The following is a 25,487-nucleotide window of genomic DNA, read 5'->3' on the forward strand; positions in this document are numbered from 1 at the left end:
CTTGCGGACTGGCGCCCCGCGCCGGCCGCCCGCGCGGGCCGGCGCACCTTCATCAACCGCCGCGCGGCCCGCGTGCCCGCTTGAACGCACTCAAGCGGTGCCCGGTCCCGCGCGGCAGGCGCGAGCGCCGCACGCAAGGAGACAGGGCATGAGCCGTCTGGACGTCACCGAGAAGATCATCGCCACCAAGGTGTCCAAGGGCCTCAAGTGGGCCGACGTGGCCGAGAAGGTCGGGCTGAGCAAGGAATGGGTCACGGCCGCGTGCCTGGGCCAGATGACGCTCAACGCCGAGCAGGCCGAGGTGATCGCCGGCATCTTCGGCCTCTGCGACGAGGAGAAGAAGTGGCTGATGGTGGTGCCCTACAAGGGCTCGCTGCCCACCAGCGTGCCCACCGACCCGCTGATCTACCGCTTCCACGAGCTCGTCAGTGTGTACGGCACCACCTTCAAGGAGCTGATCCACGAGGAGTTCGGCGACGGGATCATGAGCGCCATCGACTTCAAGATGGACCTGCAGCGCGAGCCCAACCCGGCCGGGGACCGCGTGAGCATCACGATGTCCGGAAAATTCCTGCCCTACAAGACTTACTGAGCCGCTGCCGGCGCGGCGCCGGCAGCGGCGCCCGGGTCCAGCCCGTCCAGCGCCGCTTCCGGGTACAGCCACTCCAGCAGCTCCAGCGCCAGCCGCGTCGCCAGCGCCTGCAGCTGCGCCCGGGCGGTGTCGGCGCCGAGGTCGCCGATGCGCTGCGCCGCGAACACGGCGTCCAGCTCCGCGGCGGCGCCTTCCACCCGCGAGCGCGCCTGCTCCACCCAGGCCTCGGGCAGCCGGTCGTGCTCGAACTCGCCGCGGCCACGGCCAAAGTGCGCCACCGCCAGGTATTTCAGCAGCGCCTCCTGCAGCAGGCCGCGCAGGGCGGCGTCGCTCAGGCGCAGGCGCTCGTCCGTCACGCCCCGCGCGCGGTTGAGCCCTTCCGCGCCGGCGACGAAGGCCACGGCCCCGGCCAGCGCGCCCAGCAGCGCACCGGCGCCCAGGGTCAGCCCGCCTGCGGCGGCATCGGCGGCCAGGCCGGAGACCGCGCCCGAGGCGATGGCGCCGCCCAGGCCGGCACGCACCCGGTCCATCGGCGCGCGCGAGACCAGGTCCGCACGGTCCAGCCCCTTGAGGAACGGGTCTTCCGCCCGGCCCAGCAGCCCGTGCAGCCGCAGCAGCTCGCGCGTGGTGTCCTCGCGGCCCAGCCTTACCTGCCGCTGCAGCGCCTGCTGGCTGCGCTCGCGCCGCGCCTCGGCGTCTGATCCGGCCAGGCGAGCCAGCACCTTGCCCTGGTTCGCCGTGCCGGGTTCCACCACCTGCTCCATGGGCGTTGCCGCCGCCAGCTGCGCTGCGATGGCCGACATCGACGCCTGGAAACGCTCGACGTTGCGCCGCTGCCAGTCCCGCTGCAGCCGGCGGAAGCCCGGCTGCTTGGCCGGGGGCAGCTGCGCGCCCAGCGCATCGAACAGCGCCTGCTCGTGCACCCAGCAGCGCGTGAAGGCGTCCAGCGGCAGCACGCCGCGCACGGCGGGCGCGCCCTGCAGGTGCTGCTGCCAGCGGCGCAGCTCGGCCTTCGCCGCGTCGCTGCCGGTGGCGCCGGGCAGCCCGGTCTGGTTCAGCAGCACCAGCACCGGCTTGTCCATCCAGGCCAGCAGCTTCAGCTCCGGCTCCAGGTAGCCCGCGTCGGCCGGCGCCTCGGTGGCGTTGACGGGGTAGAGCAGCAGGTCGGCGTGGTCGCGCGTGGCGCGCATCGCCTCCTGGCTGAGGAAGAAGGCGCGGTCGGTCCAGCGGTCCCACACCTGCGACAGGAACCAGACGATGGGGTTGGAGGCGCGGCTCAGCCGCTGGTAGAGCCGCGCCGAGTCGCCCAGGCCGGGCGTGTCCCACAGGACCAGCTCGTCGCCCTCGGCCGTGGTCAGCAGCCGGTGCGGGTCGGCCGTCAAGGTCACGTGTGCCGCGTCGCGCACCTCGCCCACGTCCTGGCCCAGCAGCGTGCGCGCCAGCGTGGTCTTGCCCACGTTGGTGTGGGAGACGAGCACCAGCTCGATGCGCGCGGCGTCGGTGTCCTTCGGTTGCACCGTCATGTCAGGCCCCCAGGTCCACCACGTGGATGCGCGAGAAGCCGTAGGGCCGCAGGAACTCGCGCCACAGGCTCTCGCGTTCCTTGAGCCGTTCGCCTTGGCCGAGCCGCGCGGCGAAGCTGCCGGCGTCCAGCAGCACCAGCGCCTGCGTGCCCGCCACCTGCGCCAGCCGCTGCAGGAAGGCGCCGTGCGTCTCGGCTTCCGGGGTGGCGGCCAGCGACAGCAGCGCGGCGCTCTCCTGCACCTCGCCCTCGGCCGAGGCCGGCTTGGCGGCCAGCGCCTGCGGCGCCGCGCCGTAGGCCAGCGCGGGCTGCACCTGCAGCGCCGTCTCGCCGCCCAGCAGCTCCCGCGCCTGATGCGTCAGCGCCGACGTGCGCGTGGCGTCCAGGTTCAGCGCGTAGGGCCACACCACCAGGCGCCAGCGCTGGCCACTGCCGTCGGCGATCAGGCGCGCGAAATACGGGTCGGCCAAGTCCAGCGGGAAATGCCGGCTCAGCCGCCGCGCCCGGCCCCACTGCACCAGGCACAGCAGCAGCCGCGGCAGCACCACGCACAGGCCCAGCAGCAGCGTCACCAGCGCCAGCCAGCGGTCCGCCAGCTCGGGGTCGCCCTGGGCCCAGTGGTGCATGCGCGCCACCTCGTCCAGCGTGAAGGGCGCCACGCCGCCCAGGCCGGGCAGCGCGCTCACCGGCAGGAACAGCAGCCCCAGCACCTGGTGCGCGCCCTCCGGCGTCTTGATGAGCTGGCTTTCCCAGCCCACGTTGAACTCGTGCGTCAGCGCCCGCGCGCCGACGTAGGCCAGCAGCCCCAGCGCCACCATCGCGGCGCCCAGGTGCAGCGCGGCGCGGGCCCGCGCCTGCCACAGCGGCGCCGCGGCGCGGGCCCAGGTGCGTCCGAAGCGGCTGGCCACCGCCAGGCCCCCGCGCCGCCAGCGCCCCGGCCACGCCGCCAGCCCCGCCAGCAGCCCCGACAGCGAGCGCGGTGCGTGCCGGCGCCGCAGGAACAGCCGCGACAGCAGCCAGGCCAGCGCCAGCAGCAGGTTCCACAGCACCACGGCCAGCAGCGGCGCGGACAGCAGGTTGATGCGCTGCGGGTTGGCCAGCGCGTCCGAGGCGAAGCCGGCCGCGAAGCCCGCGATCGCCACCAGCAACGCCAGCACGCCCCAGGGCGCGGCGCCTTCGACGAAGCCGCGCAGCGCGGGGCGGCGCGCCACCACCTCCTGGAACAGCCGCTGCGCGCGCTGCGTGAGGAAGCGCTCCGACCACGCCTGGTGCCGCAGCGTGCGCCCGGGTTTGGGCAGCCCGGCGCGCACCACCTCCGAAGCCTCGCGCCCCTGCGCCGGCGTGAGCAGCCGCCCCTCGCCATCAGCGGTTTCGATGGCCTGGATCAGCAGCACGGTGCGGGCTTCGGCTTCGTTCAAGGCGGGGTCTCCGGTGGTGGGAAAAGGCGGATCGGCGCGAGAGCAATGGGCGGTCCCATGGAGTGTGACGCGCGCGCCTGCTGACTTGCCGGGATGCAACCTTGCGGAACGTTGCTTGCCCGCCCGCACGGTGCCGGGCGCCGCGCCCGGGAGGAGAGCCGCCCGTGATCACCCTCTACGGCTTCGGCCGCCAGCTTCCCGAGCTCGCGATCGGCCACACCCGCGATCTGCGCGTGTCGTGGGCGCTGGAGGAGCTGGGGCTGCCCTACCGGGTGCGCGCCCTGGACCTGCAGGGCGGCGAGCTGCGCAGCGAGGCGTACACGCGCATCAGCCCCTTCCAGCAGGTGCCGGCCATCGACGACGACGGCTTCGTGCTGACCGAGTCCGGCGCGATCGTGCTGTACCTGGCGGAGAAGGCGGGGCGGCTGATCCCGGCCGAAACGCGCGGCCGGGCCGAGGTCACGCGCTGGTGCTTCGCGGCGCTCACGACGCTGGAGCCGACGCTGATGCAGATCGCCTTCATCGACGCCGGCGTCGAAACGGATGCGGACGCGCCGCAGCGGCGCAGCGTCTACGTCGAGCGGGCCGGCCGCTGGCTGGGCGGCATGGAGCGGCAGCTGTTCGGGCACCCGTACCTGGCGGGCGAGGATTTCACCGTGGCCGACATCCTGCTGACCACGGTGCTGCGCGGCGTGGACGCCGGCGTGGTGGCGCCGTTTCCGAGGCTGGTGGAATACCGGCGCCGCTGCGAGACGCGAGCGGCCTGGCAGCGCACGCTGGAGGAGTACGAGCGGCGATTGAACCTGGCGCCGGGCCGCGCGCACTGAGCGGCGCGCCGCCATGAGTGTCCCGGGCCTTTCCCGGGCACCCCCGTTGCCGTGTCGGCCCGGAATGAACGCTCCTTCAGTCCTCGCCCCGCCGGCCACCATTTCCGGGCGCCAGTGGGAAATCGACGCGCTGCGCGGGCTGATGCTGGTGCTGATGACGCTCACGCACCTGCCCACGCGCTACGCCACGCCCATGAGCCAGCCCTTCGGCTTCGTCTCGGCGGCGGAGGGCTTCGTGTTCCTGTCGGCCTTGGTGGCAGCCAAGGTGTACACGGCGCGGCAGCGGCGCGAAGGGGACGAGGCGCTGACGCGCGGCTTCCACGGCCGCGCACTCAAGCTCTGGGCGGTGCAGGGCGCGCTGCTGGTGGCGCTGTTCACGCTCATCGCGCTGCTGGGGCTGCTCATGGACCAGCCGGCCGTGACGGACCTGCTGTCCTTCTACCTGGAGCGCCCGCTGGTGGCCTTCGTCGCCGGCCTGATGCTGATCTACAACCCGCCGCTGCTGGACATCCTGCCCCTGTACATCCTGTTCATGCTGGCCAGCCCGCTGCTGCTGCTCAGCGGCGGGCGGCGGGGCTGGGTGCTGGTGCTGGGTGCCAGCGCCGCGCTGTGGGCGGCGGCGCAGGCGGACGTGGGAACGCACCTGTACGAGGCCGCGGCGCACTGGGCGCGCATCCCCGTGCCGGCGCGCGAGACCGGCGCCTTCGAGCTGCTGGGCTGGCAGTTCCTGTGGGTGCTGGGCCTGTGGATGGGCGCGCGCGCCGCGCACGGCCAACCCGTGCTGCCGGCGCTGCCGCCGTGGGTGTTCCGCGCCGCGGCGGGCTTTGCGCTGGTCGCGCTGCTGTGGCGCCATGCCGCCGGGCAGGTGCCCTGGCCCGGCGCGCAGGGCGGCTTTCCGGCGCTTGTGAACGCCGCCTTCGACAAGTGGCACCTGGGGCCGCTGCGCCTGCTGAACCTGGTGGCGCTGGTGTTGCTGCTGTTGCGCTACGGGCCGGCGCTGGCGGCGCGCATGCCGCGTCCGCACGTGCTGGAGCTGCTTGGGCGCGCCTCGCTGCCGGTGTTCGTCGCGCACCTGCTGCTGGTGCTGCTGGCGCTGGCCTTCTTCGGCACCGCGCACGACGGGCGCTCGTGGTGGGTGGACAGCGGCCTGCTGGCCGGCGCCTTCGCCGTGCTCTACGCCGTGGCGCAGGCCAGCGCCGCCATCGACCGGCACGGCGCCGAGGTGAAGGCGCGGCTCAAGGTCCGGCGGGAGCGCCGGCGCCAGGCGCGCGCCGAGGTGCAGCGCTGAACCCGGCCGCCCTGTGCCCTCAGCGCAGGTGCGCCGCGATGACCTCGTGCCACAGCGCGTAGCCCTGGGCGTTCATGTGCAGCCGGTCCGCGCCGAACAGCTCCGCGCGCGGCTGGCCGTCGGCGCCGAGCATGGGCGCGTAGATGTCGATGTAGTCCAGGCCTGGCCGGCCCCGGGCGTACTCGTGGATCAGCGCGTTGGCCTGCTGGATCTGCGGCAGCAGCGACGCGCGCGCCGGGCTGGGCTTGATGGAGAGGTAGGCGATGCGCGTGTCGGGCAGCGCTCGCTGCACGCCCTGCACGAACTCCACGTAGCTGTCGAACACCTGCTGCGGCGTGCGGCCGGCGTTGAGGTCGTTGTCGCCCGCGTACAGCACCACCAGGCGCGGCTTGTAGGCCACCACCAGGCGGTCCAGGTACGCGGCGCAGTCCGAGAGCTGCGAGCCGCCGAAGCCGCGCTTCACCAGCAGCGGCTGGTCCTGGAATTGCGCTTCCAGGTTCTCCCACAGCCGGATCGACGAGCTGCCCACGAACAGCACACCGCCGGGCTGCACGGGTTGGGCCTTGTCCGCCGCCTCGAAGGCGTCGAAGGACGAGCGCCACTTGGCGTCCACCACGCTCAGCCGCTGCACCTCGACCGGTGCGGGCGCCGGCCCGGCCGTGGCGGCCTGTGCCAGCAACGCGGCGCCCAGCAGGGCCGCGCCGGCCATGAAACGCTTGAACAGGGGCTTGCGGAGGGTGGGTGCTGCGTTCATCGGGGCGCGATTCTGGGGCCGATGGCCGCATGCCCCAAGCGCCTTGGAAGCGCCCTCAAGAAGCGTGGGGTTGGTGCCGGAGGGCTTGCAGGCACGGCGGGCCTGCCTTAGGGGCGGGCCTTGGGGCGCCTGGGCGGCTTCTGGTTGCGCAGCGCGCAGGCATAGGCCTCACCGGCCCACTCGGCCATGGCCGGCGGCTCCTCCAGCGTCTCCGGCGGCGCCTGGTAGTAGCGCAGCGACACGCTGCGGCCCCCGGCTTCATAAGTGAAAGGTTTCAGGCCTCGCGCCAGGAACCGCCCGACGTTCTGTTCATCGGCCTTGAAATACAGCTCGTCGCCGATGACGACGGCGAACATCAGGCCCATTCTGAAAATGCCGCAGCCGCCGAACATCCTTTTGGCCTGGACGGGGCCGAAAGATGACATTTGTTCCAGGACCAGGGTGGTGAACGGGCTCAGCGCTGCGGCGGGCATGGCGAATATTTGCTGCGGATTTCAGGCCGTCTTGAAACTCGATGAGCTCAGTAAGGCTTCAGCAAATCCCCCGCCACCGGCTGGGCGGTGCCCAGGCTCTGCGAGCGTTCGGTGGCCGCCGTGGCGGGTTGCGAACCCAGCACCAGGTTGTCCCACCACGACGCGCCCACGCGCATCGGCGTCGGCGCGGGCAGGCCGAGAACGGCCGGCACGAGGTTGGCATCGGGCAGCAGCTCACCCACCACTTGTGCCGCGGCCTGCTTGACGCCTTCCTGGCCGATGCGTCCGCGCATGCCCCAGGTGACGATGTAATCGGCCCCTGTCGGGTTCTGGACCGTGGGCTTCGGCGTGACGGCGATATCGCGCGACACGCCGTAATAGACGCGCATCAGCGCCTCCTCGGCCAGCATGGCCGCGTCCTCGTATTGCGAGGAATAGGCATAGTCGTCCGAGGCGCGGTCCGCGCTGAATTCGCGGGCGACGTCGGCGGCGGTCAGGGCCTGTTGCTGTACCGTGGTTTGGCCGGTGCGGAACAGCGAATCGCCCAAGTCTTTCAGGACCGTGGAGCGCAGGGGGCTCGTGAGATACAGCCGGGAAGAAATCCGCTGGGACGCCACCTGGTTCAAAACCTCCAGCAGGGGTTTGTCGGTGGGCAAGCTGGACAGCAGCCGCGGCGGCGCGAAATCGCCCGCGTGCGTCAGCTCATGCAGGATCAAGTGCGCGAATTGAATCTTGATGTCGTCGATGCCGCGCGGATTGGCTTCGTAGAGCGAATACGCTTGGTAGGCACGCTGGTCGTTCTTGACGTAGCGCCACAGGGTGGCGAATTGCAGCGCCTGGCCGAAGTCGGTGCGGTAATCGGGCGTCTTGTCGACCTCGGCCAACTCTTCGGGCGTGGTCCAGAGGTATTGCGGGTCGATGTACAGCGCGCCGGTGGCGGACCAGTAGAAGGCGGGCCGAACCTTGCTGCCGACCACGATCGCGGTGACGGGTTTCATCATCTGCAGCAGTGGCGGCGGCAGCGTCTGCAGCAGCTCGCGCAGGCGCTGGGCCATCCAGGGGCGCGAGGTGACGACGCGGGCCATCACGGCATCCACGGTCACGGTGGCGGTGGTCGTGCCGATGAAGGGCAACTGGCCGAGGGTGCAGGACTGTGCCCGGGCGGTGTTGAAGGTGCAGTCGGCCAGCGCCGCGGCCTGCGGGCCGTCGGCCACGGCCGGCGCCACGGGCTCGGCGATGTCCCGCAGCGATGCAAAGATCGTGGTGCCGCTGTTCTCGCCACTGCCGCCGCCGCCGCCCCCGCAGGCGCTCAGCAGGAACAGGAAGGACAAGGTGGTGGCGCTGGCGCGGATGGCGAATTTCATGCGGGCTTTTCCCTCGATGGCTGCTGTCTTGAGGCCTGTTTTGCGGCGAATTCAAGCCGTGTTTGCCGGGCCGCTGTGCAGCCGGCTCGGCAAGCAGTTTTCCATGGATTGGCGTGCTTATTTCAGCCTGAACACGGATCCGTTGGTGGGCGTGGCCGATTCGTGGAACAGGTCGGCCAGGTATTGCTCCAGCTCATCTTCCTGCACGAAGTCCGGGACGATGAAATTCGCGGGCCGGCGCTTGCCGTCGACACCAAGGAGCCAGGCCGTCCAGTGGCCCGGCGAGCCGGTGATCTGGACCAGCTGGCCGAAAACGTTGAAGCGGAGGTCGGACATGCCGTCACCCTGGGGAACGTGAGACATCCATGATGGCGCAGCGTCGGCCCGCACAGGGTTTCGGGCCTGCCGCCGCCGATTTTCAGGCGGCCTTGAAAAAAGAAAAGCGGCGGCTTTCGTGGAAAGCCGCCGCAGCCGGGTCAAGCCTGATTCAGGGTCAGAGCTTGGTGATGCTGGTCACGTGGGGCTGGCCGCTCAGCGGCTGGAAGATCGTGACGAGGGCTTGATAGGACTGGGCGCCGGGGTACACCGGCGTGGCCTTGCTCAGGAAACGGTAGTTCGTCCCGGCCACGACCTGGGTCGAGACCGACTCGGGCACGTAATCCACGCCCACCAGGCCCGCGAGCGCGGTCTTGAAAATCACTTGCTCTTCCGGCGTCACCGGGCCGAACGACGTCCAACCACCCACCAGTTGCTCACTCATGATGATTCCACCTGTCTGACTTTATATTCCCTACTCTTGTGGCTTTTCGGGTTGCGCCCCATCTATTTTGTCGTGGTTTCTGGAGTCCACGGCCGAGCCCGAGAGATTTGATGCTTGATGCGGGCATGCGGAAAATGCCTTTCCAGTGATCAGGAAAGACACCGCGAAACCCCCCTGGCACCGCGAAGCATTCATTTGCTCACGCGGGGCCGATGTGCGGCCGTGAATTAATAACGGATGTCCGAAAGCGGGCGGTTCCTGTCCGTTTTCAGGCCACCGGGTGGCCTTCCGTCGCGGAGGGCAGAAAAGGCTTGATCGCGGCCAGAGCCCGTTCCACGCAAGCCTCCTTTTCGCCCACCGGTGCCACGTAGTGCATGGCCTCGCGCGCGGCCGCCTCGCCCTCGGTCCGGGCGATCACCCAGGCCGCGAGGTATTGCGAAGCCAGGCAGCCGCCGGCCGTGGCGACGTTGCCGCGGGCAAAGAAGGGCTGATTCAGCACCTCGACGCCCGCCTCCTGCACCCAAGGCTTGGTGAGGAGGTCGGTGCAGGCGGGAACGCCCTGCAGCAGGCCGAGCTTGGCCAATATCAAAGTGCCGGAGCACTGGGCGCCGATCAATTGCCGCGCGGGATCGAGCTCTAATTGGCCGATCAGCGCTGGGTCATTGACGAATTCACGCGTCTTCATCCCGCTTCCCACCAGCACCACGTCGGCCGAATTGGCCTCGACCAAGGTGGCCTGGGCCTGCACCACCACGCCGTTCATGGAGGTCAATTGTTCATCCGGCCCGCAGATGGAAACCCGCCAGCCGGGCCGCTTGACGCGGTTGAGAATGCCCAGGGCGATGAAGGAGTCGAGTTCGTTGAAGCCCTGGGCGGTAAGGATGGTGATGTGCATGAGGTTGGTGGATTTCAGGTGTGGATGGAAATCAGGCGGCTTTCAGCATGAATTCCACCTTGACGGCGCAGAAGAATAACGTCGTCATTCCGGCGAAAGCCGGAATCCACGCGCACCAAGGCCGTGGCCTAAACGGTGTAGGCACGCAGGCCTTTGGCGAGGGCGGCAGGGCAGCGCTCGCGGATCCCGGCTTTCGCCGGGATGACGCGTTTTCTCTTCGGCCTGTACAGCGGTGTGCGTAGCGGCTTTGTTCGAGCCAAAGCCTGTGTCAAAAGACCGAACAAGTGATCAGCCGCTGGTGGTCAGTTGCTGCTTCACTCCTCCGGCACATTCCTCTCCAGTTCCGCCAGCCAGGCCGCAGACGAAGCGTCCGAAGGCGCCCGCCAATCCCCCCGCGGCGACAGCGAGCCGCCCGAGCCGACCTTGGGCGAATTCGGTACGCAGGTGCGCTTGAACTGGTTGGGGAAGAATCGCCGCAGGAAGGTCTGCAGGTGCTTGCGGATTTCCGCCAGCGTGTATTTGGCGTCGTCGCCCGTGGCCCAGGCGTGGTGCGCCAGGAAGGCGATCTTCGACGGGTCGTAGCCGTAGCGCAGCAGGTGGAAGAGGTTGAAATCCTGCAGCTCGTAGGGGCCCACGGCGCTTTCGGTGGATTGCGCCGGCTGCTGCCCCTCTGCGCCGCCGGGCACCAGCTCGGGGCTGATCTCGGTGTTCAGGATGTCCAGCAGCACCTGGCTGCCGGCTTCGCCCACCTGGCCCGTCTCGGCCACCCAGCGCACCAGGTACTGCATGAGGGTCTTGGGCACGCTGGCGTTCACGCCGTAGTGCGACATGTGGTCGCCCACGCCGTAGGTGCACCAGCCCAGCGCCAGCTCGCTCAGGTCGCCGGTGCCGATCACGATGCCGCCATGCAGGTTCGCCAGCCGGAACAGGTGGCTGGTGCGCTCGCCGGCCTGCACGTTCTCGAAGGTCACGTCGTACACGGCCTCGCCGTCGCCCGCCGGGTGGCCCAGGTCCTTGAGCATCTGCAGGCAGCTCGGCCGGATGTCGATCTGCTGCGAGGAGCAGCCGATGGCCGCCATCAGCCGCAGCGCCTGGTCCAGCGTGCGGCCGCTGGTGGCGAAGCCCGGCATCGTGTAGCCCAGGATGTTCGAGCGCGGCAGCCCCATCAGGTCCACCGCCCGGGCGCACACCAGCAGCGCGTGCGTGGAGTCCAGCCCGCCGGAGACGCCGATGACGAGCTTGGTGATGCCTGCGGCGCGCAGCCGCTGCACCAGCGCCTGCACCTGGATGTTGAACACCTCGCGGCAGCGCTCGTCGCGCTGCGCCGGGTTGGCCGGCACGTAGGGCATGCGCGGCACGTAGCGCCGCAGCGGCAGCTTCTCCTCTGCCGGCAGCTCGGCGCGGTAGCTCACGACGCGCCAGCCGGCCAGCGCGTCGCGGTGCCGGCCCACGGTCTGGCCGAAGGTGGTCATGCGCATGCGCTCGTGCTGCAGCCGTTCCAGGTCCAGGTCCGCGTAGATGAGCTGATGGTCCTGCGCGAAGCGCTCGGTCTCGGCCAGCAGGGTGCCGTTCTCGTACACCATGCCGTGGCCGTCCCAGGCCATGTCGTTGCTGGACTCGCCCGGGCCCGCCGCGCTGTAGAGGTAGGCCGCCAGGCAGCGCGCCGAGTGCAGGCCCACCAGGTCGTGCCGGTAGCTGGCCTTGCCGATGGTGATGTTGGAAGCCGAGAGGTTCAGCAGCACCGTGGCGCCGGCCAGCGCGGCGTAGGTCGAGGGCGGGATCGGCACCCAGCCGTCCTCGCAGATCTCCACGTGCAGCTTCAGCAGCGGCTGCTCCTCGGCCTGGAAGATCAGCTCCGAGCCGAAGGGCACCGTCTGCCCGGCCAGCGTCACCTCGTCGGAGACGGCGTTGAAGCCGGCGTTGAACTGCCGCGCCTCGTAGAACTCGCCGTAGTTGGGCAGGTAGGTCTTGGGCACCACGCCCAGCAGGCGACCGCGCTGGAACACCACGGCGCAGTTGAAGAGCCGGTCGTCCACGCGCAGCGGCAGGCCCACCACGCCCAGGATGGGCAGGTCCTCGGAGTCGCGCAGCAGCTGCGCCAGCGCGGCCTCGCAGTCGTCCAGCAGCACGCGCTGGTGGAACAGGTCGTCGCAGGTGTAGCCCGCCAGGCCCAGCTCCGTGAACAGCGCCACCGCCGCACGCTGCTCGTGCGCGGCGCGCAGCAGCGCCAGCGTCTCCTGCGCGTTGTGGCGCGGATCGGCGAGCTTGAGCTTGGGCACGCACACGGCCACGCGGGCGAAGCCATGGGTGTAGAGGCTGTGGAAGCGGTCCTGGCTCATGGGACGTGTCCTATTTCAGTGTGTTTTGTAACTTGGGATTGTCTGCGCCGGCGCGGCCCGTTTTGGACCCGTGGCACGGCCAAGTCGCCGTGCCGTCGTGACAGGGTGGCGTAGGGCGGTGCCGGCAGCATGCCGGGCGGCAGCGGCAAGAGCGGTACCGTGCCCCGCAGCGAGCGGCATGCCCAAGCGCCCGGGAACATCCCTGCGACGGCGTGGCGTCGCTGCGATGAAGCAGCGTGATCCGGACCGGCGAGGAGGTCCGGACCGACAGGAGGCGGTCTCGTACGGCCGCCACAACCAACAACGATCCGCAGAGGGAATCCATGAACAAGCAACCAACTTCTTGGGCCGTTGCCGGCCTGCGCGCGGCGCCGGCCCTGCTGGCACTGGCTGTGCTGGCGGGCTGCGCCACGACGCCGCCGAATCCGCTGGGCCTGCCAGCCTCCCTGCAGGGCCGCGCCGAGCTGCTGAAGCTCGACGATCCGGCGTACGAACAGGCCGTGCCCTGGAACGCGCTCAAGGCGCCCGGCGCCGGCGGCGTGCTGGGCGTTGCGGTGGTGCGGCTCAAGGAGGACGTGCTCGTGTACCGGCTGTGGAACGGCCCGGGCTCCGCGCCGGCCGGCGGCACTACCAACCGGCTGGGCGGCTGGTGGTCGGCCGACATGCCCAGTGGCCCGGTGGCGCAGTACCGGCGCGACTATGAGGTCTGCAGCACCTGGAACCAGCTCACTTGGCGGGCGAGCTGCACGCTGCGCCGCGGCTCGGTGGTGGCGGTGGGTCCGGGCCAGTCGGTGTCGGCCCAGACCTGCGGCGATGCCGCCGGCCAGGAGAGCTACCCCGCCAACCGGGTGCTGTGGCAGGTCTACGTGGACAAGCCCTGGACGCGGCCGGCGGAGCTGGCTTGCCCGCCCGAAACCCAAGACGTCGAGGTGGATCCCAACGACGTGAGCCAACCCAAGGCCGCGACCGCTGCATTGAAGTGACGGCCAGGGGCTGAGCCCCGTGCCGGCGCGGCGCCGCGGCTTGATGTCACTCAAGCCCGCGGCAGCGCCCGCGCCTATGCTGGCTCTGACAGTCCCGGCAGCCGAAGCGAAGAGCGGACGGCAGCCGCCGTCCGCCGGGCGCCGCGGGACAGAACCCAGGAGGCGCAGCCATGCAGTACGCCCTCGATCCGGCCGTCGGCCGGTGCAGCCGGCCTGACGGCACTCCGCGAGGCGCCGCGCCCGCGGTCTGCGGAGGCCTGTCATGAAGCTCAGCTTTCTCGGCGCCGCCGGCACCGTCACCGGCTCCAAGTACCTCGTCGAGTACCGGGGCCGGAAGCTGCTGGTCGATTGCGGGCTGTTCCAGGGCTGGAAGGCGCTGCGCGAGCTCAACTGGGAGCCGCTGCCCTTCCAGGCGCGCGACATCGACGCCGTGCTGCTCACCCACGCCCACCTGGACCACTCCGGTGCGCTGCCGCTGCTGGTGCGCCAGGGCTTCACCGGGCCGGTGCTGGCGACGCCCGCCACCGCCGACGTGTGCCGGCTGCTGCTGCCCGACAGCGCCCACATCCAGGAGGAGGACGCGGCCTTCGCCAACCGCCACCACACCTCCAGACACCACCCCGCCGAGCCGCTCTACACCATGGACGACGCGCAGCGGGCGCTCAACCACTTCGAGCCGCTGCCGCTGCACACGCGCACCGAGGTGCTTCCCGGCCTCACGGCCGAGCTGCGCCGCGCCGGGCACATCCTGGGCGCCTCCTCGCTGGCGCTGGAGGCCGATGGCCGCACCCTGCTGTTCTCGGGCGACCTGGGCCGGCCGGACGACCCGCTCATGCGCGCCCCCGAAAGCGCGCCGCGCGCGGACTGGATCGTCATCGAGTCCACCTACGGCGACCGGCTGCACTCGCAGGAAGACCCGATGGCCGCGCTGGCCGAGGTCATCACCCGCACCGCGGCGCGCGGCGGCACGGTGCTGGTGCCGGCCTTCGCCGTGGGCCGGGCGCAGCTGCTGCTGCTCATGGTCCACCGCCTGCGGCAGCAGGGCGCCATCCCGGAGCTGCCCGTGTTCCTGGACAGCCCCATGGCCATCGACATGACGGCGCTCTACCAGCGCTACCCGCAGGAGCACCGGCTCTCGGCGCAGGAGTGCGTGGGCATGTGCACGGTGGCGCGCATGGCGCGCACGCCGCAGGAGTCGCGCGCGCTGTCCTCGGCGCGCTATCCCTCGGTGGTGGTCTCGGCCAGCGGCATGGCCACCGGCGGGCGCGTGCTGCACCACCTCGCGGCGCGGCTGCCCGACCACCGCAGCACCGTGGTGCTGGTGGGCTTCCAGGCCGGCGGCACGCGCGGCGCGCGGCTGCAGGCCGGCGAGCGCAGCTTGCGCATGTTCGGCCAGGACGTGCCGGTCAAGGCCGAGGTGGTGTCGCTGGGCGGGCTGTCGGCGCACGCCGACGCGGCACAGCTGCTGCAGTGGCTGCGCACCACCTCGCAGCCGCGACGCGTGTTCGTCACCCACGGCGAGCCCGCCGCGGCCGACGCGCTGCGCCAGCGCATCGAGCGCGAGCTGGGCTGGCCCGCGACGGTGCCGCTGATGGGGCGCACGGTGGAGCTGGACGCGTGAGCTGCACCCTCGAAGGCACCGCCGCCCCGGCACCGCTGCTGCGCGCCGCGCGCATCGGCATCGACACCTCGCAGGAGTTCGTGGTCTACATGCACCGCGACTGCCCGGTGTGCCGCGCCGAGGGCTTCACGGCGCGCACGCGCGTGCAGCTGCGGCTCAACGGGCGCTCGCTGGTGGCCACGCTCAACGTGGTGGACCCGGGCCTGCTGCAGCCCGGCGAGGCGGGGCTGAGCAACAGCGCCTGGCAGGTGCTGGGGGCGCGGCCCGGGGACCACGTGGCCGTCTCGCACGCGCCGGTGCTGGAGTCCATGAGCCGCGTGCGTGCCAAGATCTACGGCCACCGGCTGGACGCGGACGCACTGCAGGCCATCGTGCGCGACATGGCCGCGGGCCGCTACCCGGACACGCACATCGCCGCCTTCCTCGCCGCCTGCGGGGGCGGGCGCATGGACGTGCAGGAAACGGTCGCGCTCACCGGCGCGATGGTGGACGTGGGCGAGCGCCTGGCGTGGGACGCCGCGCCCGTCGGCGACAAGCACTGCGTGGGCGGGCTGCCGGGCAACCGCACCACGCCCATCGTGGTCGCGATCGCCGCGGCGGCCGGGCTGGTGGTGCCCAAGACCTCCTCGCGCGCCATCACCTCGCCCGCGGGCACGGCCGACGTGATGGAGACGCTGACCACCGTGGCACTGGACCTGCCCGCGATGCGCCGCGTGGTCGCGCGCGAGGGCGCCTGCCTGGTGTGGGGCGGCGCGCTGGCGCTGAGCCCCGCGGACGATGTGCTGATCCGCGTGGAGCGCCCGCTGGACCTGGACAGCGACGCGCAGCTCGTGGCCTCGGTGCTGTCCAAGAAGATCGCCGCCGGCGCCACCCACGCGCTCATCGACGTGCCCGTGGGCCCTACCGCCAAGGTGCGCAGCGAGCTGGATTTCCAGCAGCTGCGCGCGCTGCTGGAGGCGGTGGCGCAGGCGCACGGCCTGCGGCTGCGGGTGCTGCGCAGCGACGGCACGCAGCCGGTGGGCCGGGGCATCGGCCCGGCGCTGGAGGCGCACGACGTGCTGGCGGTGCTGCAGGGCGCGGCCGACGCCCCGGCGGACCTGCGCGACAAGTCGCTGCGGCTGGCCGGCGCGCTGCTGGAGTTCTGCGGCCGGGTGCCGCAAGGCGAGGGTGAGGCGACCGCGCGGCAGCAGGCGGCGAGCGGCGCGGCGTGGTCGAAGTTCCAGGCCATCTGCGAGGCGCAGGGCGGACTGCGGGCGCCGCCGCGCGCGCTGCTGCGCGAGCCGGCGCTGGCGCGCTGCGAGGGCGTGGTCACGGCCATCGACAGCCGCCGCCTGGCGCGCCTGGCCGCGCTGGCCGGCGCGCCCAACGTGGCCGAGGCCGGGCTGGAGCTGCACGTGAAGCTGGGCCAGCGCGTGGCGCCGGGGCAGCCGCTGCTGACGCTGCACGCGCAGGCGCGCGGCGAGCTGGACTACGCCCGGCAGTACCTGGAGGCTTGGCCGGTGTTCAGCGTGGCCGACGGGGCCTGACGCGGCCTGCCCTCGACCAGCGGCCGGAGATCGCGCAGGTCGGCAAGGGCTTGCTGGCGCACAAATGGCTTGCCGTTGCTTGTTGGGTGCTGAGCGAAAGCAAACCCGATCCGCTGCCTGCTCCGTCATTCCCGCGCAGGCGGGAATCCAGGCGGCCCCACGTCTGCGCGAAGCCTGGGTGCTGCCAACCCCGACCCAAGCCCCGGTGTTCAAACCGATCGGCTTGCGGCAGCTGGGGGGCCGCCTGGACTCCCGCCTGCGCGGGAGTGACGAATCAGGGTGCGAGCGTCCCAGCCAAAGGCGGCAGCAGTCCGTCTTTACCGGGGCGTCGTCTCCTCACTGCCCCAGGTCGTCCAGGATCGGGCACTCCGGCCGGTGGTCGCCGTGGCAGCAGCTCACGAGCTGCTGCAGCGTCTGCTTCATGGCCGCCATCTCCGCGATGCGCCGCTCCAGGTCCGCCACGTGCGCCTGCGCGATGCGCTTGACCTCCGCGCTGCTGCGCCGGCGGTTCTGCCACAGCCGCAGCAGCTCGGCGATCTCGGCCATGCTGAAGCCCAGGTCGCGCGCGCGGCGGATGAAGCGCAGCGTGTTGACCTCGGTCTCGCCGTACTGGCGGTAGCCGGCCTCGGTGCGCCGCACGTGCGGCAGCAGGCCCAGCGACTCGTAGTGCCGCACCATCTTGGCCGACACGCCGGAGCGCTCGGCGGCCTCGCCGATGTTCAGCAATGCCGTGGTGGTGCCGGTGTCCGTGCTCATGCCGTTTCCTTCGTCGTGGCGGCGCCGGCGGCAGGCCGGCACGATGGGGCGCCATTGTGCGCACCCGCGCATCCTGCATCGGCCGCTACGCCGCGCAGCTGCGGAAGCCGGCGAACACGTCCCGCCGCGCCGGGACGAAGAAGTTGCGATAGCGCACGTGGCGCAGCCGGGGCTGCGTGCCGAAGGAGCCGCCGCGCAGCACGGCATGGCTGCCGAACCACGGCGCGGAGTAGTCGCGGTACGGGTGCGGCTCGAAGCCGGGGTAGGGCGCGAAGTCGCTGTCGGTCCACTCCCACACCGCGCCCCAGTCGAAGGCGGCCGGAAACGCCAGCGCCGCCGATTCCCATTCGGCCTCGGTGGGCAGCCGCCGCCCGGCCCAGGCGCACCAGGCCCGCGCCTCGTGGCGGTTGAGGTGGCAGGCCGGCAGCCGGCCGTCCAGCTCTTGCCAGCGGCCCCAGCGCCATTCCCGCCACGCGCCGCCGTCGCGCCGCAGGTAGCGCGGGCCCTGCGGCCGCGCGGCGCGCCACCAGCGCTCGCCCTCGCCGCGCCACCAGCGCGTGTCGCGGTAGCCCCCGGCGTCGGCGAAGGGCAGGAACTCGTCCCAGCTCACGGCGCGGCGGTCGATGACGAAGGCGGCCACCGCCACGGCATGCGCCTGCAGCTCGTTGTCGAAGGCGAAGCCGTCGCCCGCCGCGCTGCCCAGCCGCCGGGTGCCGGCCTCGACGTGCAGCGGCTCACGGCTGCCGATCAGCGGCACCGGCTGCCAGCGCGGGTCTTCGATCGCCAGGCCCTGCGCCTGGGCCAGCCACAGCGCGGCCTCGTGGTGCATGTCCTCGTGCAGCAGTGCCAGGCGGAAGAAGTAGAGGCCGGCGTCGTCCGGCGCGGCCTCGCGCAGCCGGTGCAGGCTGGCCTCTAGCTGCGCTGCCAGGTCGGCGCGCGTGGCGTTGGCGTCGGGCAGCGGCAGCGTGGCGCGCGCCGCGTGCGGCACGCGGCTGGAGTCGTACAGCGCATCGGCGCCGGGGCGCAGCGGCGGCGTCCGCGGCCCGGCGGGATCGGCCGCCACGCCGCGCCCGCGCTCGGGGTTGCGCACGGTCCAAAGCTCCTGGAACCAGCCCACATGCCCCAGCTCCCACAGCGGCGGGTTGTGGTCGGGGTCGTCCGGCTGGGCCCGCAGCCGGCCCGCCGCCTCGTGCAGGGTGAAAGTCGCCAGCGTGTCGCGGCGGCTGGCCTTCAGCGCCAATGCCAGCGCGGCGGCGTCCGCGTGGCGGATGTCCCGTCCCTCGGTGTCCCGGATGTCGGTGGAGGCGGCCTGCATGGGCCGCAGTGTCGTGCGGCCCGGGCCGTGGGCGGAGAGAAATCCCGGGATCAGCCTGGGCGGCGCCGGATTTCAGGCTGCATCCGCCTCCAGCTGCGCGAAGTTCGGGTCGCGGTCAAAAGCCTCGGCGAAGAAGGACACGAAGCTGTTGACCTTCAGCGAGGGCCGGCGCGTGGGCTGGAACACCACGTGCAGCGGCAGCGGCGGCGGGCGGAAGCCCGGGAGCACCTGGCGCACGAGGCCGGCGCGCAGGTCCTCCGCCAGGTTCCACACCGGGGCGTAGTTGATGCCGATGCCCTCCAGCGTGGCCTGCCGTATCGCCTCGGAGCTGTTGGATTCGAAGTTGCCGCCCACGCGCACCGACAGCTGCCGGCCCTGCGCGTCCTCGTAGCTCCATTCGTTGAGCTTCACCAGCCCGGTGTAGATGAGGCAGTTGTGCCGCGCCAGCTCCTCAGGGTGCTGCGGCTCGCCGTGCCGCTCCAGGTAGGCCGGCGAGGCCAGCGTGGCGCGGTGCGCCGTGCCGATGCGCCGCGCGATCAGCCCGCTGTCCTTGAGCTCGCCCACGCGGAAAGCGACGTCGATGCCGGCGGACACCAGGTCCACGAAGCCGTCGTCCAGCTGCAGCTCCACGCGCAGCCGTGGATGGCGCGCATAGAACGCGGGCAGGCGGCGCACGATGTGCAGCCGCCCGAAGGCCACCGGTGCCGCCACGCGCAGCGAGCCGCTGATCTCGTGCTCGGTGCGGTGCACCTCGGCGCGCGCCTCCTCCAGCGTGTCCAGCACCTAGCGGCAGCGCTCGTAGTAGAGCTGCCCGGCCTCGGTCAGCGCCTGTCGCCGCGTCGAGCGCACCAGCAGCCGGGTGCCCAGCTGCGCCTCCAGCGCCTGCACCTGCTTGCTGATGGCCGACTGCGTGGTGCGCTCCTCGCGCGCCACGGCCGAGAAGCTGCCGCTCTCCACGACACGCACGAAGGTTTCCAGCAGGCGCAGACGGTCCATGGGCTGATTTGTTCTCCAAAGGAATAAATGCTATCTCCGCGAGCTGCTTTTTCTGCGCGGCAGGCATATCCAGAATGCGTTCACCGGCCCCCGAGCCGATTCCCCAATAAGCACAGGACCCCGCAAGCCATGAATGCTCCCCTGCCCCAAGCCGCTCTCGACGAACTTGCCGCCGGCGAGGCGATGCTGTTCCAGCCCCTGCGCATCGGCGACATCACCGTCGCCAACCGGGTGGTGATGGCGCCGCTCACGCGCGGCCGCGCCGACGAGGCCGCGGGCGACGTCCCGGGCAGCGCGATGAACATCGAGTACTACCGCCAGCGCAGCGGTGCCGGGCTGATCATCAGCGAGGGCACGCAGGTGTCGCCCGTGGGCAAGGGCTACCAGGCCACGCCGGGCATCTACTCCGACGCGCAGGTCGAGGGCTGGAAGCCCATCACGCGCGCCGTGCACGAGGCGGGCTCGAAGATCGTGGCCCAGATCTGGCACGTGGGCCGCGTCACGCACCCGGGGCTGATCGGCGGCGCGCAGCCGGTGGCACCTTCCGCCGTCTCGCCCGGCGGCGTGGCCTACACGCAGGCGGGCAAGGTCGAGATGCCGGTGCCGCACGCGCTGAGCGTCGAGGAGATCGCTGAGGTGGTGGAGCAGTTCCGCCGCGGCGCGCGCAACGCGATCCGCGCCGGCTTCGACGGCGTGGAGATCCACGGCGCCAACGGCTACCTGATCGACCAGTTCCTGCGCGACGGCGCCAACCGCCGCACCGACGCCTACGGCGGCTCGGTCGAGAACCGCGTGCGCTTCGCGCTGGAGGTGGTGGACGCCGTGGTGGCCGAGATCGGCACGGGCCGGGTGGGCATCCGGCTGTCGCCGGTGACGCCGTCCAACGGCATCGCCGACAGCGCGCCGCAGGCCGTGTTCGGGCACCTGGTGCGCGAGCTGGACCGGCGCGGCATCGCCTTCATCCACTTCGTCGAGGGCGCCACGGGCGGCGCGCGCGACCTGGCGGGCTTCGACTTCGCCTGGGCGCGGCAGGCCTTCAGGGGCGTGTACATCGCCAACAACGGCTACGGCCGCGAACTGGCCGTCGAGGCCGTGGAGACGGGCCGCGCGGACGCCGTGTCCTTCGGCCGCGCCTTCATCGCCAACCCCGACCTGGTGACGCGGCTGAAGACCGGCGCGCCGCTGAACGCACCCAATCCGCAGACCTTCTACACCCCGGGCCCGGTGGGCTACATCGACTACCCGGCGCTGCTGGCACCGGCGGACGCCGACAGCGTGGCGGCGTGACGCACCGGCGGGGAGGGCACCCGGCGCGCCGCTGAGCCGGTGCGTGGGGTGAGCGCCCGCTGACGCCGGTCAAGCCGCCACACCGGCCGGGGCCGGGCGCGGCTTGCACAATCAGGCCGCGTCCCGCACCGCCCGGAGGCCCGGCATGCCCACTCCTGTCCTGGACAAGAAGCAGACCTTTTCCATCTGGTATCTGCTTGGCGCCCTGTTCCTCATCAGCCTGCTGCAGGACGTGATCAGCGCGCGCCACACGCTCACGCTGACCTACAGCGAGTTCAAGCAGGCCGTGGTGGCCGGCGGCGTGCAGGACCTGGTGCTGGCCGAGGGCATGGCGGAGGGCACGCTCAAGCCCGACGCGCTGGAGAAGGTGCTGCCGCCGGACCGGCTCGAACACCTGCGCACCCCGGGCAGCGAGCAGCGCTTCGTCACCGTGCTGGTCGACGACCCGACGCTGGTGCCGCAGCTCGACGCGGCCAAGGTGCATTACGGCAGCGTGCGCCGCAGCACCTTCCTGCCGCTGCTGCTGTCGTGGGTGGCGCCGGCGCTGGTGTTCTTCGGCATCTGGTGGTTGCTGATGAAACGCATCGGCGGCCCCGGCGGCGCGGGCGGGCTGATGTCCATCGGCAAGAGCAAGGCCAAGGTCTACCTGCAGCAGGAGACCGGCGTCACCTTCAAGGACGTCGCGGGCATCGACGAGGCGCGCGACGAGCTGATGGAGGTGGTGGAGTTCCTCAGGACGCCCGACCGCTACCGGCGCCTGGGCGGCAAGATCCCCAAGGGCGTGCTGATCGTGGGCGCGCCGGGCACCGGCAAGACGCTGCTGGCCAAGGCGGTGGCGGGGGAGGCCGGCGTGCCCTTCCTTTCGCTCAGCGGCTCGGAGTTCGTGGAGATGTTCGTGGGCGTGGGCGCCGCGCGCGTGCGCGACCTCTTCGAGCAGGCCGCAGCCAAGGCACCGTGCATCGTGTTCATCGACGAGCTCGACGCGCTGGGCCGGGCGCGCAGCCCGGGGCTGATGGGCGGCGGGCACCAGGAGCACGAGCAGACGCTCAACCAGCTGCTGGTGGAGATGGACGGCTTCGACACCAGCCACCGCGGCGTCATCATCATGGGCGCCACCAACCGTCCCGAGATCCTGGACCCGGCGCTGCTGCGTCCGGGGCGCTTCGATAGGCACGTGGCCATCGACAAGCCCGACATGAAGGGCCGGCGCCAGATCCTGGACGTGCACGTGAAGAACGTGAAGCTCGCGCCCGCGGTGGACCTGGACTCCATGGCCGCGCGCACCCCCGGCTTCGCCGGCGCGGACCTGGCCAACCTGGTCAACGAGGCCACGCTGCACGCCGCGCGCCAGGGCAAGGAGGCCGTGGACATGCAGGACTTCGAGCAGGCGCTGGACCGCATCGTGGCCGGCCTGGAGAAGCGCAACCGCGTCATGAACCCCGAGGAACGCCGCTTCGTGGCCTACCACGAGGCCGGCCACGCGCTGGTGGCCGAGTACCGCGCCAGCGCCGACCGGGTGGCGAAGGTGTCGATCATCCCGCGCGGCATCGGCGCGCTGGGCTACACCCAGCAGTCGCCCACCGAGGACCGCTACCTGCTGCGCCGCAGCGAGCTGCTGGACCGGCTGGACGTGCTGCTGGGCGGGCGGGTGGCGGAGGAGCTGGTGTTCAACGACATCTCCACCGGCGCCGCCAACGACTTGCAGCGCGCCACCGACATGGCGCGGCACATGGTGACGCAGTACGGCATGAGCGAGGCGCTGGGGCTGGCGACCTGGGACGCCTCGCCGCGCGCGGCCTTCCTGGGCCTGCCGGGCGCGCCGGAGCAGCGCGACTGCAGCGAGCGCACGGCAGAGGCCATCGACGCGGAGGTGCGGCGGCTGCTGGAGGAGTCGCGCGCCCGCGTCCGGGCCACGCTGGCCGAGCACCGGCCCCGGCTCGAAGCCCTGGCGCAGCTGCTGCTGGAAAAGGAGACCGTGGACCGCGGGATGCTGGAGTTCGTGCTGGCCGGGGTGAAGGTGGAAAAGGGTACGGCGGCGGGGGTGGAGGCCTGACGAAGGAGTGGGCCGGGCCCTGGTCCGGGCCCGGCGCCGCGCCGGCTCAGCCGTTGGCCGGCAGCGCCACCAGCCGTGCCGCGTCCTGCGCGGCGACGCGGCCCTCGTCGGTGGGCACCACCCACACCTGCACCGGGCTGTCCTCGGCGTGGATGGCCATGGCCTCCTCGCCCGTGGCGCGGGCGTTGGCCTGCGCGTCCAGCTTCACGCCCAGGTAGGCCAGCTTGTCGGCCACGTTGGCGCGCAGCCGCACGTCGTGCTCGCCGATGCCGCCGCTGAAGGCCAGCACGTCCAGCCCGCCCAGGCAGGCCGTGAGCGCGCCGGACTCGCGCACCACGTGGTAGGTGAACATGTCGACGGCCAGCTGCGCGTCGGCGCTGTCGCTGTCGTGCAGCCGGCGCATGTCGGCCGTCAGCCCCGAGACGCCCAGCAGGCCGCTTTCCTTGTAGAGCAGCTTCTGGATGCGGTCGTGCGTCCAGCCCTGCTCCATCAGGTACAGCAGCACGCCCGGGTCCAGCGTGCCGCAGCGCGTGCCCATCATCAGGCCCTCCACCGCGGAGAAGCCCATGGTGGTGGCGATGCTGCGGCCCTCGCGCGCGGCGCACAGGCTCGCGCCGTTGCCCAGGTGCGCCATCAGCAGCCGGCCCTGCGCCGGTGCGCCGTGGCGCAGCAGCTCGCCCAGGATGAACTGGTACGACAGGCCGTGGAAGCCGTAGCGGCGCACGCCCTGCTCGCGCAGCGCCCCGGGCAGCGCGAAGCTGTACTCGACCTCGGGCAGGTGGGCGTGGAAGGCGGTGTCGAAGCACGCCACCTGCGGCAGCCCGGGCAGCACGCGCATGAAGTTGCGGATGCCCGCCAGGTTGTGCGGCTGGTGCAGCGGCGCCAGCGGGCACAGCGGCTCCAGCGCCTTGATCACCTTGTCATCGACCAGCACGCTGTCGCGGTAGAGCGCGCCGCCGTGCACCACGCGGTGCGCCACGGCCTCGATGCGCAGCTTGGAGCCGTCGCGGGTCTCGGTCTCCAGCAGCTCGCTCAGGCTGACCAGCGCCTGCGCGAACGGGTCGGCGCCGGCGGAGAGTTCACGCTGCTGGCGCCGTGGGCCCACGCTCCAGCTCAGCCGCAGCTGCCCCTGGGGCTCCAGCCCCTCGAAGCTGCCGCTCATCAGGGCCGGCTGCACCTCGCCGTCGCTCAGCGGGTAGACGGCGAACTTCAGCGTCGAGGAGCCGGCGTTGACGGAAAGGACACCCATCGCTTCAGCCCTCCTGGTGCCAGTTCTGGCGCGAGTGGTCGCGCCGCGCGTTGTGCGCCACCAGCTTGGCCAGCAGCGCCGAGGCCACGCGCGCGTCCGGGCCGTCGGCGCGGCTGGTCAGCGCGATGGGCACGCGCGCGCCCAGCACCACGCCGGAGCCGCTGGCGCCGGCCAGGTACTCCAGCTGCTTGGCGAGCATGTTGCCGGCCTCCAGGTCGGGCACGGCCAGGATGTCCACGTCGCCGGCCACGGGCGAGGCGATGTGCTTGATCGACGCGGCCTGCGCCGAGATCGCGTTGTCGAAGGCCAGCGGGCCGTCGAGCAGGCCGCCGTTGATCTGGCCGCGGTCGGCCATCTTGCACAACGCCGCGGCGTCCAGCGTGGAGGGCATGGACGGGTTGACCGTCTCCACCGCCGCCAGGATCGCCACCTTGGGCTTGTCCACGCCCATGGTGCGCGCGAAGTCGATGGCGTTCTGGATGATGTCCTTCTTCTCCATCAGCGACGGCTGGATGTTGAGCGCCGCATCGGTGATGAGGATGGGCTTGCGGTACAGCGGCACGTCGAAGCGGAACACGTGCGACATGCGCCGGCCCGTGCGCAGCGCCTTCTGACCCAGCACGGCGTGGATGAGCTCGTCGGTGTGCAGGCTGCCCTTCATCAGCATCTCCACCTCGCCCTTGGCCGCCATTTCGGCGGCCACCTCGGCCGCGGCCTCGGAGTAGGGCGTGTCGATGATGCGCACGTCGCCCAGCTCGATGCCGGCTTCCTGCGCCACGTGGCGGATGCGCAGCTCCGGGCCGATGAGCACCGGGTCGATCAGGTCGAGCTTGGCCGCGTCCATGGCGCCGGAGAGCGAGTCGGCGTCGCAGGGGTGCACCACCGCGCACTTGGCCGCGGGCATGTCCGCGCCCAGCGCCAGCAGCGCGCGCAGCCGCGCCTGGGCGTCGAAGAGGTGGATCTTGGGCGCCTTGTCGCGCGGCAGCTTCACCTTGGCGGTGGGCGCGAGCACGCGCGCCTTGCCGTAGAGCACGCAGGCGCCCTTCTGGTTCACGACCTCGCAGTCCAGCTCCACGCGCTTCTTGGCATCGTCCTTGGACGCGACCTTCACCGTGACGGTGAGCGTGTCGGCGATGCGCACGGGCTTGGTGAAGTGCAGGTCCTGTTCCAGGTAGATGGTGCCCGGGCCGGGGAAGACCGTGCCCAGCAGCGCGGAGATCAGCGAGCCGCCCCACATGCCGTGGGCGATGACGCCGTGGAACAGGGTGTCGGCGGCGTACTCGGCGTTGAGGTGCGCGGGGTTGGTGTCGCCGGAGACGGCGGCGAAGGCCTGGATGTCCTCGCCGGTGATGGTGCGCGTGAGGCTGGCGGTCTGGCCGACGCTGATCTCGTCGTAGGTGACGTTCTCGATGTATTCGGTTCCGGGCAGGGCGTTCATGACTTGGTATTCTCTGTTCGTGTTGTCGGTG

General features: G+C 71.6%; 23 protein-coding genes. 8 read left to right on the top strand and 15 right to left on the bottom strand.

Annotated features, from left to right (window positions below):
- Positions 1-148: 148 nt before the first annotated feature.
- Complete coding sequence (gene cynS, locus H537_RS0124255) at positions 149-592, top strand: cyanase (RefSeq protein WP_028999913.1); 444 nt, start codon at positions 149-151, stop codon at positions 590-592.
- On the opposite strand, the gene H537_RS45255 is transcribed toward cynS, so the two are convergent.
- A complete protein-coding gene (locus H537_RS45255) occupies positions 586-2,115 on the bottom strand; it encodes a GTPase domain-containing protein (protein WP_051243199.1) in 1,530 nt (509 codons plus the stop codon). The genes cynS and H537_RS45255 overlap by 7 nt on opposite strands.
- Before the next feature lies 1 nt (position 2,116).
- Complete coding sequence (locus H537_RS45260; RefSeq protein WP_051243200.1) at positions 2,117-3,532, bottom strand: DUF2868 domain-containing protein; 1,416 nt, start codon at positions 3,530-3,532, stop codon at positions 2,117-2,119.
- A gap of 164 nt (positions 3,533-3,696) precedes the next feature.
- Between H537_RS45260 and H537_RS0124270 the strand changes: the two genes are divergently transcribed.
- Together H537_RS0124270 and opgC are read left to right on the top strand one after the other, a co-directional pair.
- Positions 3,697-4,359: a glutathione S-transferase family protein gene (locus tag H537_RS0124270; RefSeq protein ID WP_028999914.1), complete on the top strand. Its 663-nt coding sequence runs from the start codon at positions 3,697-3,699 to the stop codon at positions 4,357-4,359.
- A gap of 64 nt (positions 4,360-4,423) precedes the next feature.
- Complete coding sequence (gene opgC, locus H537_RS0124275; protein ID WP_043459938.1) at positions 4,424-5,647, top strand: OpgC domain-containing protein; 1,224 nt, start codon at positions 4,424-4,426, stop codon at positions 5,645-5,647.
- 19 nt (positions 5,648-5,666) lie between these two features.
- On the opposite strand, the gene H537_RS0124280 is transcribed toward opgC, so the two are convergent.
- The 7 genes from H537_RS0124280 to H537_RS0124310 form a co-directional block, all read right to left on the bottom strand.
- Positions 5,667-6,401 (bottom strand): SGNH/GDSL hydrolase family protein, encoded by a 735-nt coding sequence (locus H537_RS0124280; protein WP_028999916.1) that lies wholly within the window; start codon positions 6,399-6,401, stop codon positions 5,667-5,669.
- 107 nt (positions 6,402-6,508) lie between these two features.
- Complete coding sequence (locus H537_RS0124285) at positions 6,509-6,874, bottom strand: TfoX/Sxy family protein (protein WP_051243201.1); 366 nt, start codon at positions 6,872-6,874, stop codon at positions 6,509-6,511.
- 47 nt (positions 6,875-6,921) lie between these two features.
- Positions 6,922-8,238 (bottom strand): hypothetical protein, encoded by a 1,317-nt coding sequence (locus H537_RS45265; protein WP_051243202.1) that lies wholly within the window; start codon positions 8,236-8,238, stop codon positions 6,922-6,924.
- Between the two features lie 117 nt (positions 8,239-8,355).
- Positions 8,356-8,574: a DUF7661 family protein gene (locus H537_RS0124295; RefSeq protein ID WP_028999918.1), complete on the bottom strand. Its 219-nt coding sequence runs from the start codon at positions 8,572-8,574 to the stop codon at positions 8,356-8,358.
- A gap of 157 nt (positions 8,575-8,731) precedes the next feature.
- Positions 8,732-8,998: a cystatin family protein gene (locus tag H537_RS0124300; protein ID WP_028999919.1), complete on the bottom strand. Its 267-nt coding sequence runs from the start codon at positions 8,996-8,998 to the stop codon at positions 8,732-8,734.
- A gap of 268 nt (positions 8,999-9,266) precedes the next feature.
- Positions 9,267-9,893 (bottom strand): DJ-1/PfpI family protein, encoded by a 627-nt coding sequence (locus tag H537_RS0124305; protein ID WP_028999920.1) that lies wholly within the window; start codon positions 9,891-9,893, stop codon positions 9,267-9,269.
- Positions 9,894-10,207: 314 nt separating this feature from the next.
- The gene (locus tag H537_RS0124310) at positions 10,208-12,232 is read right to left on the bottom strand and encodes an NAD(+) synthase (protein WP_028999921.1); all 2,025 of its coding nucleotides are present in this window, start codon (positions 12,230-12,232) and stop codon (positions 10,208-10,210) included.
- Between the two features lie 323 nt (positions 12,233-12,555).
- Between H537_RS0124310 and H537_RS49655 the strand changes: the two genes are divergently transcribed.
- The 3 genes from H537_RS49655 to H537_RS0124325 all read left to right on the top strand — a co-directional run bounded on the left by H537_RS49655 (position 12,556) and on the right by H537_RS0124325 (position 16,362).
- Entirely contained in the window at positions 12,556-13,215 is a 660-nt protein-coding gene (locus tag H537_RS49655; RefSeq protein ID WP_028999922.1) for a hypothetical protein, read from the top strand.
- Positions 13,216-13,477: 262 nt separating this feature from the next.
- Positions 13,478-14,836: an MBL fold metallo-hydrolase RNA specificity domain-containing protein gene (locus H537_RS0124320; RefSeq protein WP_028999923.1), complete on the top strand. Its 1,359-nt coding sequence runs from the start codon at positions 13,478-13,480 to the stop codon at positions 14,834-14,836.
- Positions 14,833-16,362 carry a thymidine phosphorylase family protein gene (locus H537_RS0124325; RefSeq protein ID WP_238446779.1) on the top strand — a complete coding sequence of 510 codons (1,530 nt, stop codon included), beginning with the start codon at positions 14,833-14,835 and terminating at the stop codon, positions 16,360-16,362. The genes H537_RS0124320 and H537_RS0124325 overlap by 4 nt, the downstream gene beginning before the upstream one ends.
- A 336-nt stretch (positions 16,363-16,698) precedes the next feature.
- On the opposite strand, the gene cueR is transcribed toward H537_RS0124325, so the two are convergent.
- The 4 genes from cueR to H537_RS55085 all read right to left on the bottom strand — a co-directional run bounded on the left by cueR (position 16,699) and on the right by H537_RS55085 (position 19,429).
- Positions 16,699-17,118 carry a Cu(I)-responsive transcriptional regulator gene (gene cueR, locus H537_RS0124330; protein WP_238446780.1) on the bottom strand — a complete coding sequence of 140 codons (420 nt, stop codon included), beginning with the start codon at positions 17,116-17,118 and terminating at the stop codon, positions 16,699-16,701.
- A gap of 85 nt (positions 17,119-17,203) precedes the next feature.
- Positions 17,204-18,433 (bottom strand): selenoneine synthase SenA, encoded by a 1,230-nt coding sequence (gene senA / locus H537_RS0124335; RefSeq protein WP_028999926.1) that lies wholly within the window; start codon positions 18,431-18,433, stop codon positions 17,204-17,206.
- Positions 18,434-18,505: 72 nt separating this feature from the next.
- A complete protein-coding gene (locus tag H537_RS45275; protein WP_211235066.1) occupies positions 18,506-19,216 on the bottom strand; it encodes a substrate binding domain-containing protein in 711 nt (236 codons plus the stop codon).
- Complete coding sequence (locus tag H537_RS55085; protein WP_211235067.1) at positions 19,217-19,429, bottom strand: LysR family transcriptional regulator; 213 nt, start codon at positions 19,427-19,429, stop codon at positions 19,217-19,219.
- Between the two features lie 129 nt (positions 19,430-19,558).
- Here H537_RS55085 and H537_RS0124345 point away from each other — a divergent pair, with 129 nt between their 5' ends.
- Both H537_RS0124345 and ftsH read left to right on the top strand, forming a co-directional pair.
- On the top strand, positions 19,559-20,716 hold the full coding sequence (locus H537_RS0124345) for an alkene reductase (RefSeq protein ID WP_028999927.1): 1,158 nt from the start codon (positions 19,559-19,561) through the stop codon (positions 20,714-20,716).
- A gap of 145 nt (positions 20,717-20,861) precedes the next feature.
- Positions 20,862-22,769, top strand: a complete 1,908-nt coding sequence (gene ftsH / locus H537_RS45280) for an ATP-dependent zinc metalloprotease FtsH (RefSeq protein ID WP_043459939.1) — start codon at positions 20,862-20,864, stop codon at positions 22,767-22,769.
- A 46-nt stretch (positions 22,770-22,815) separates the two neighbouring features.
- On the opposite strand, the gene H537_RS0124355 is transcribed toward ftsH, so the two are convergent.
- Together H537_RS0124355 and H537_RS0124360 are read right to left on the bottom strand one after the other, a co-directional pair.
- A complete protein-coding gene (locus H537_RS0124355; protein ID WP_028999928.1) occupies positions 22,816-24,018 on the bottom strand; it encodes an acetate/propionate family kinase in 1,203 nt (400 codons plus the stop codon).
- A 4-nt stretch (positions 24,019-24,022) separates the two neighbouring features.
- On the bottom strand, positions 24,023-25,456 hold the full coding sequence (locus tag H537_RS0124360; RefSeq protein WP_028999929.1) for a bifunctional enoyl-CoA hydratase/phosphate acetyltransferase: 1,434 nt from the start codon (positions 25,454-25,456) through the stop codon (positions 24,023-24,025).
- Positions 25,457-25,487 lie beyond the last annotated feature (31 nt).

Origin of the sequence: Azohydromonas australica DSM 1124 (assembly GCF_000430725.1) — a bacterium.
GTDB lineage: Bacteria > Pseudomonadota > Gammaproteobacteria > Burkholderiales > Burkholderiaceae_C > Azohydromonas > Azohydromonas australica.

What these genes read in the sequence shown, in the direction of transcription:
- H537_RS0124280 (WP_028999916.1), bottom strand. Translation starts at nt 6,401, where the DNA reads ATGAACGCAGCACCCACCCTCCGCAAGCCCCTGTTCAAGCGTTTCATG.
- H537_RS0124300 (WP_028999919.1), bottom strand. Translation starts at nt 8,998, where the DNA reads ATGAGTGAGCAACTGGTGGGTGGTTGGACGTCGTTCGGCCCGGTGACG.
- H537_RS55085 (WP_211235067.1), bottom strand. Translation starts at nt 19,429, where the DNA reads ATGGACCGTCTGCGCCTGCTGGAAACCTTCGTGCGTGTCGTGGAGAGC.
- ftsH (WP_043459939.1), top strand. Translation starts at nt 20,862, where the DNA reads ATGCCCACTCCTGTCCTGGACAAGAAGCAGACCTTTTCCATCTGGTAT.
- cueR (WP_238446780.1), bottom strand. Translation starts at nt 17,118, where the DNA reads ATGAGCACGGACACCGGCACCACCACGGCATTGCTGAACATCGGCGAG.
- H537_RS0124320 (WP_028999923.1), top strand. Translation starts at nt 13,478, where the DNA reads ATGAAGCTCAGCTTTCTCGGCGCCGCCGGCACCGTCACCGGCTCCAAG.
- H537_RS45265 (WP_051243202.1), bottom strand. Translation starts at nt 8,238, where the DNA reads ATGAAATTCGCCATCCGCGCCAGCGCCACCACCTTGTCCTTCCTGTTC.
- H537_RS0124305 (WP_028999920.1), bottom strand. Translation starts at nt 9,893, where the DNA reads ATGCACATCACCATCCTTACCGCCCAGGGCTTCAACGAACTCGACTCC.
- H537_RS0124285 (WP_051243201.1), bottom strand. Translation starts at nt 6,874, where the DNA reads ATGCCCGCCGCAGCGCTGAGCCCGTTCACCACCCTGGTCCTGGAACAA.
- H537_RS0124355 (WP_028999928.1), bottom strand. Translation starts at nt 24,018, where the DNA reads ATGGGTGTCCTTTCCGTCAACGCCGGCTCCTCGACGCTGAAGTTCGCC.
- H537_RS45255 (WP_051243199.1), bottom strand. Translation starts at nt 2,115, where the DNA reads ATGACGGTGCAACCGAAGGACACCGACGCCGCGCGCATCGAGCTGGTG.
- H537_RS0124295 (WP_028999918.1), bottom strand. Translation starts at nt 8,574, where the DNA reads ATGTCCGACCTCCGCTTCAACGTTTTCGGCCAGCTGGTCCAGATCACC.
- H537_RS0124345 (WP_028999927.1), top strand. Translation starts at nt 19,559, where the DNA reads ATGAATGCTCCCCTGCCCCAAGCCGCTCTCGACGAACTTGCCGCCGGC.
- opgC (WP_043459938.1), top strand. Translation starts at nt 4,424, where the DNA reads ATGAACGCTCCTTCAGTCCTCGCCCCGCCGGCCACCATTTCCGGGCGC.
- H537_RS0124360 (WP_028999929.1), bottom strand. Translation starts at nt 25,456, where the DNA reads ATGAACGCCCTGCCCGGAACCGAATACATCGAGAACGTCACCTACGAC.
- H537_RS0124310 (WP_028999921.1), bottom strand. Translation starts at nt 12,232, where the DNA reads ATGAGCCAGGACCGCTTCCACAGCCTCTACACCCATGGCTTCGCCCGC.
- senA (WP_028999926.1), bottom strand. Translation starts at nt 18,433, where the DNA reads ATGCAGGCCGCCTCCACCGACATCCGGGACACCGAGGGACGGGACATC.
- cynS (WP_028999913.1), top strand. Translation starts at nt 149, where the DNA reads ATGAGCCGTCTGGACGTCACCGAGAAGATCATCGCCACCAAGGTGTCC.
- H537_RS49655 (WP_028999922.1), top strand. Translation starts at nt 12,556, where the DNA reads ATGAACAAGCAACCAACTTCTTGGGCCGTTGCCGGCCTGCGCGCGGCG.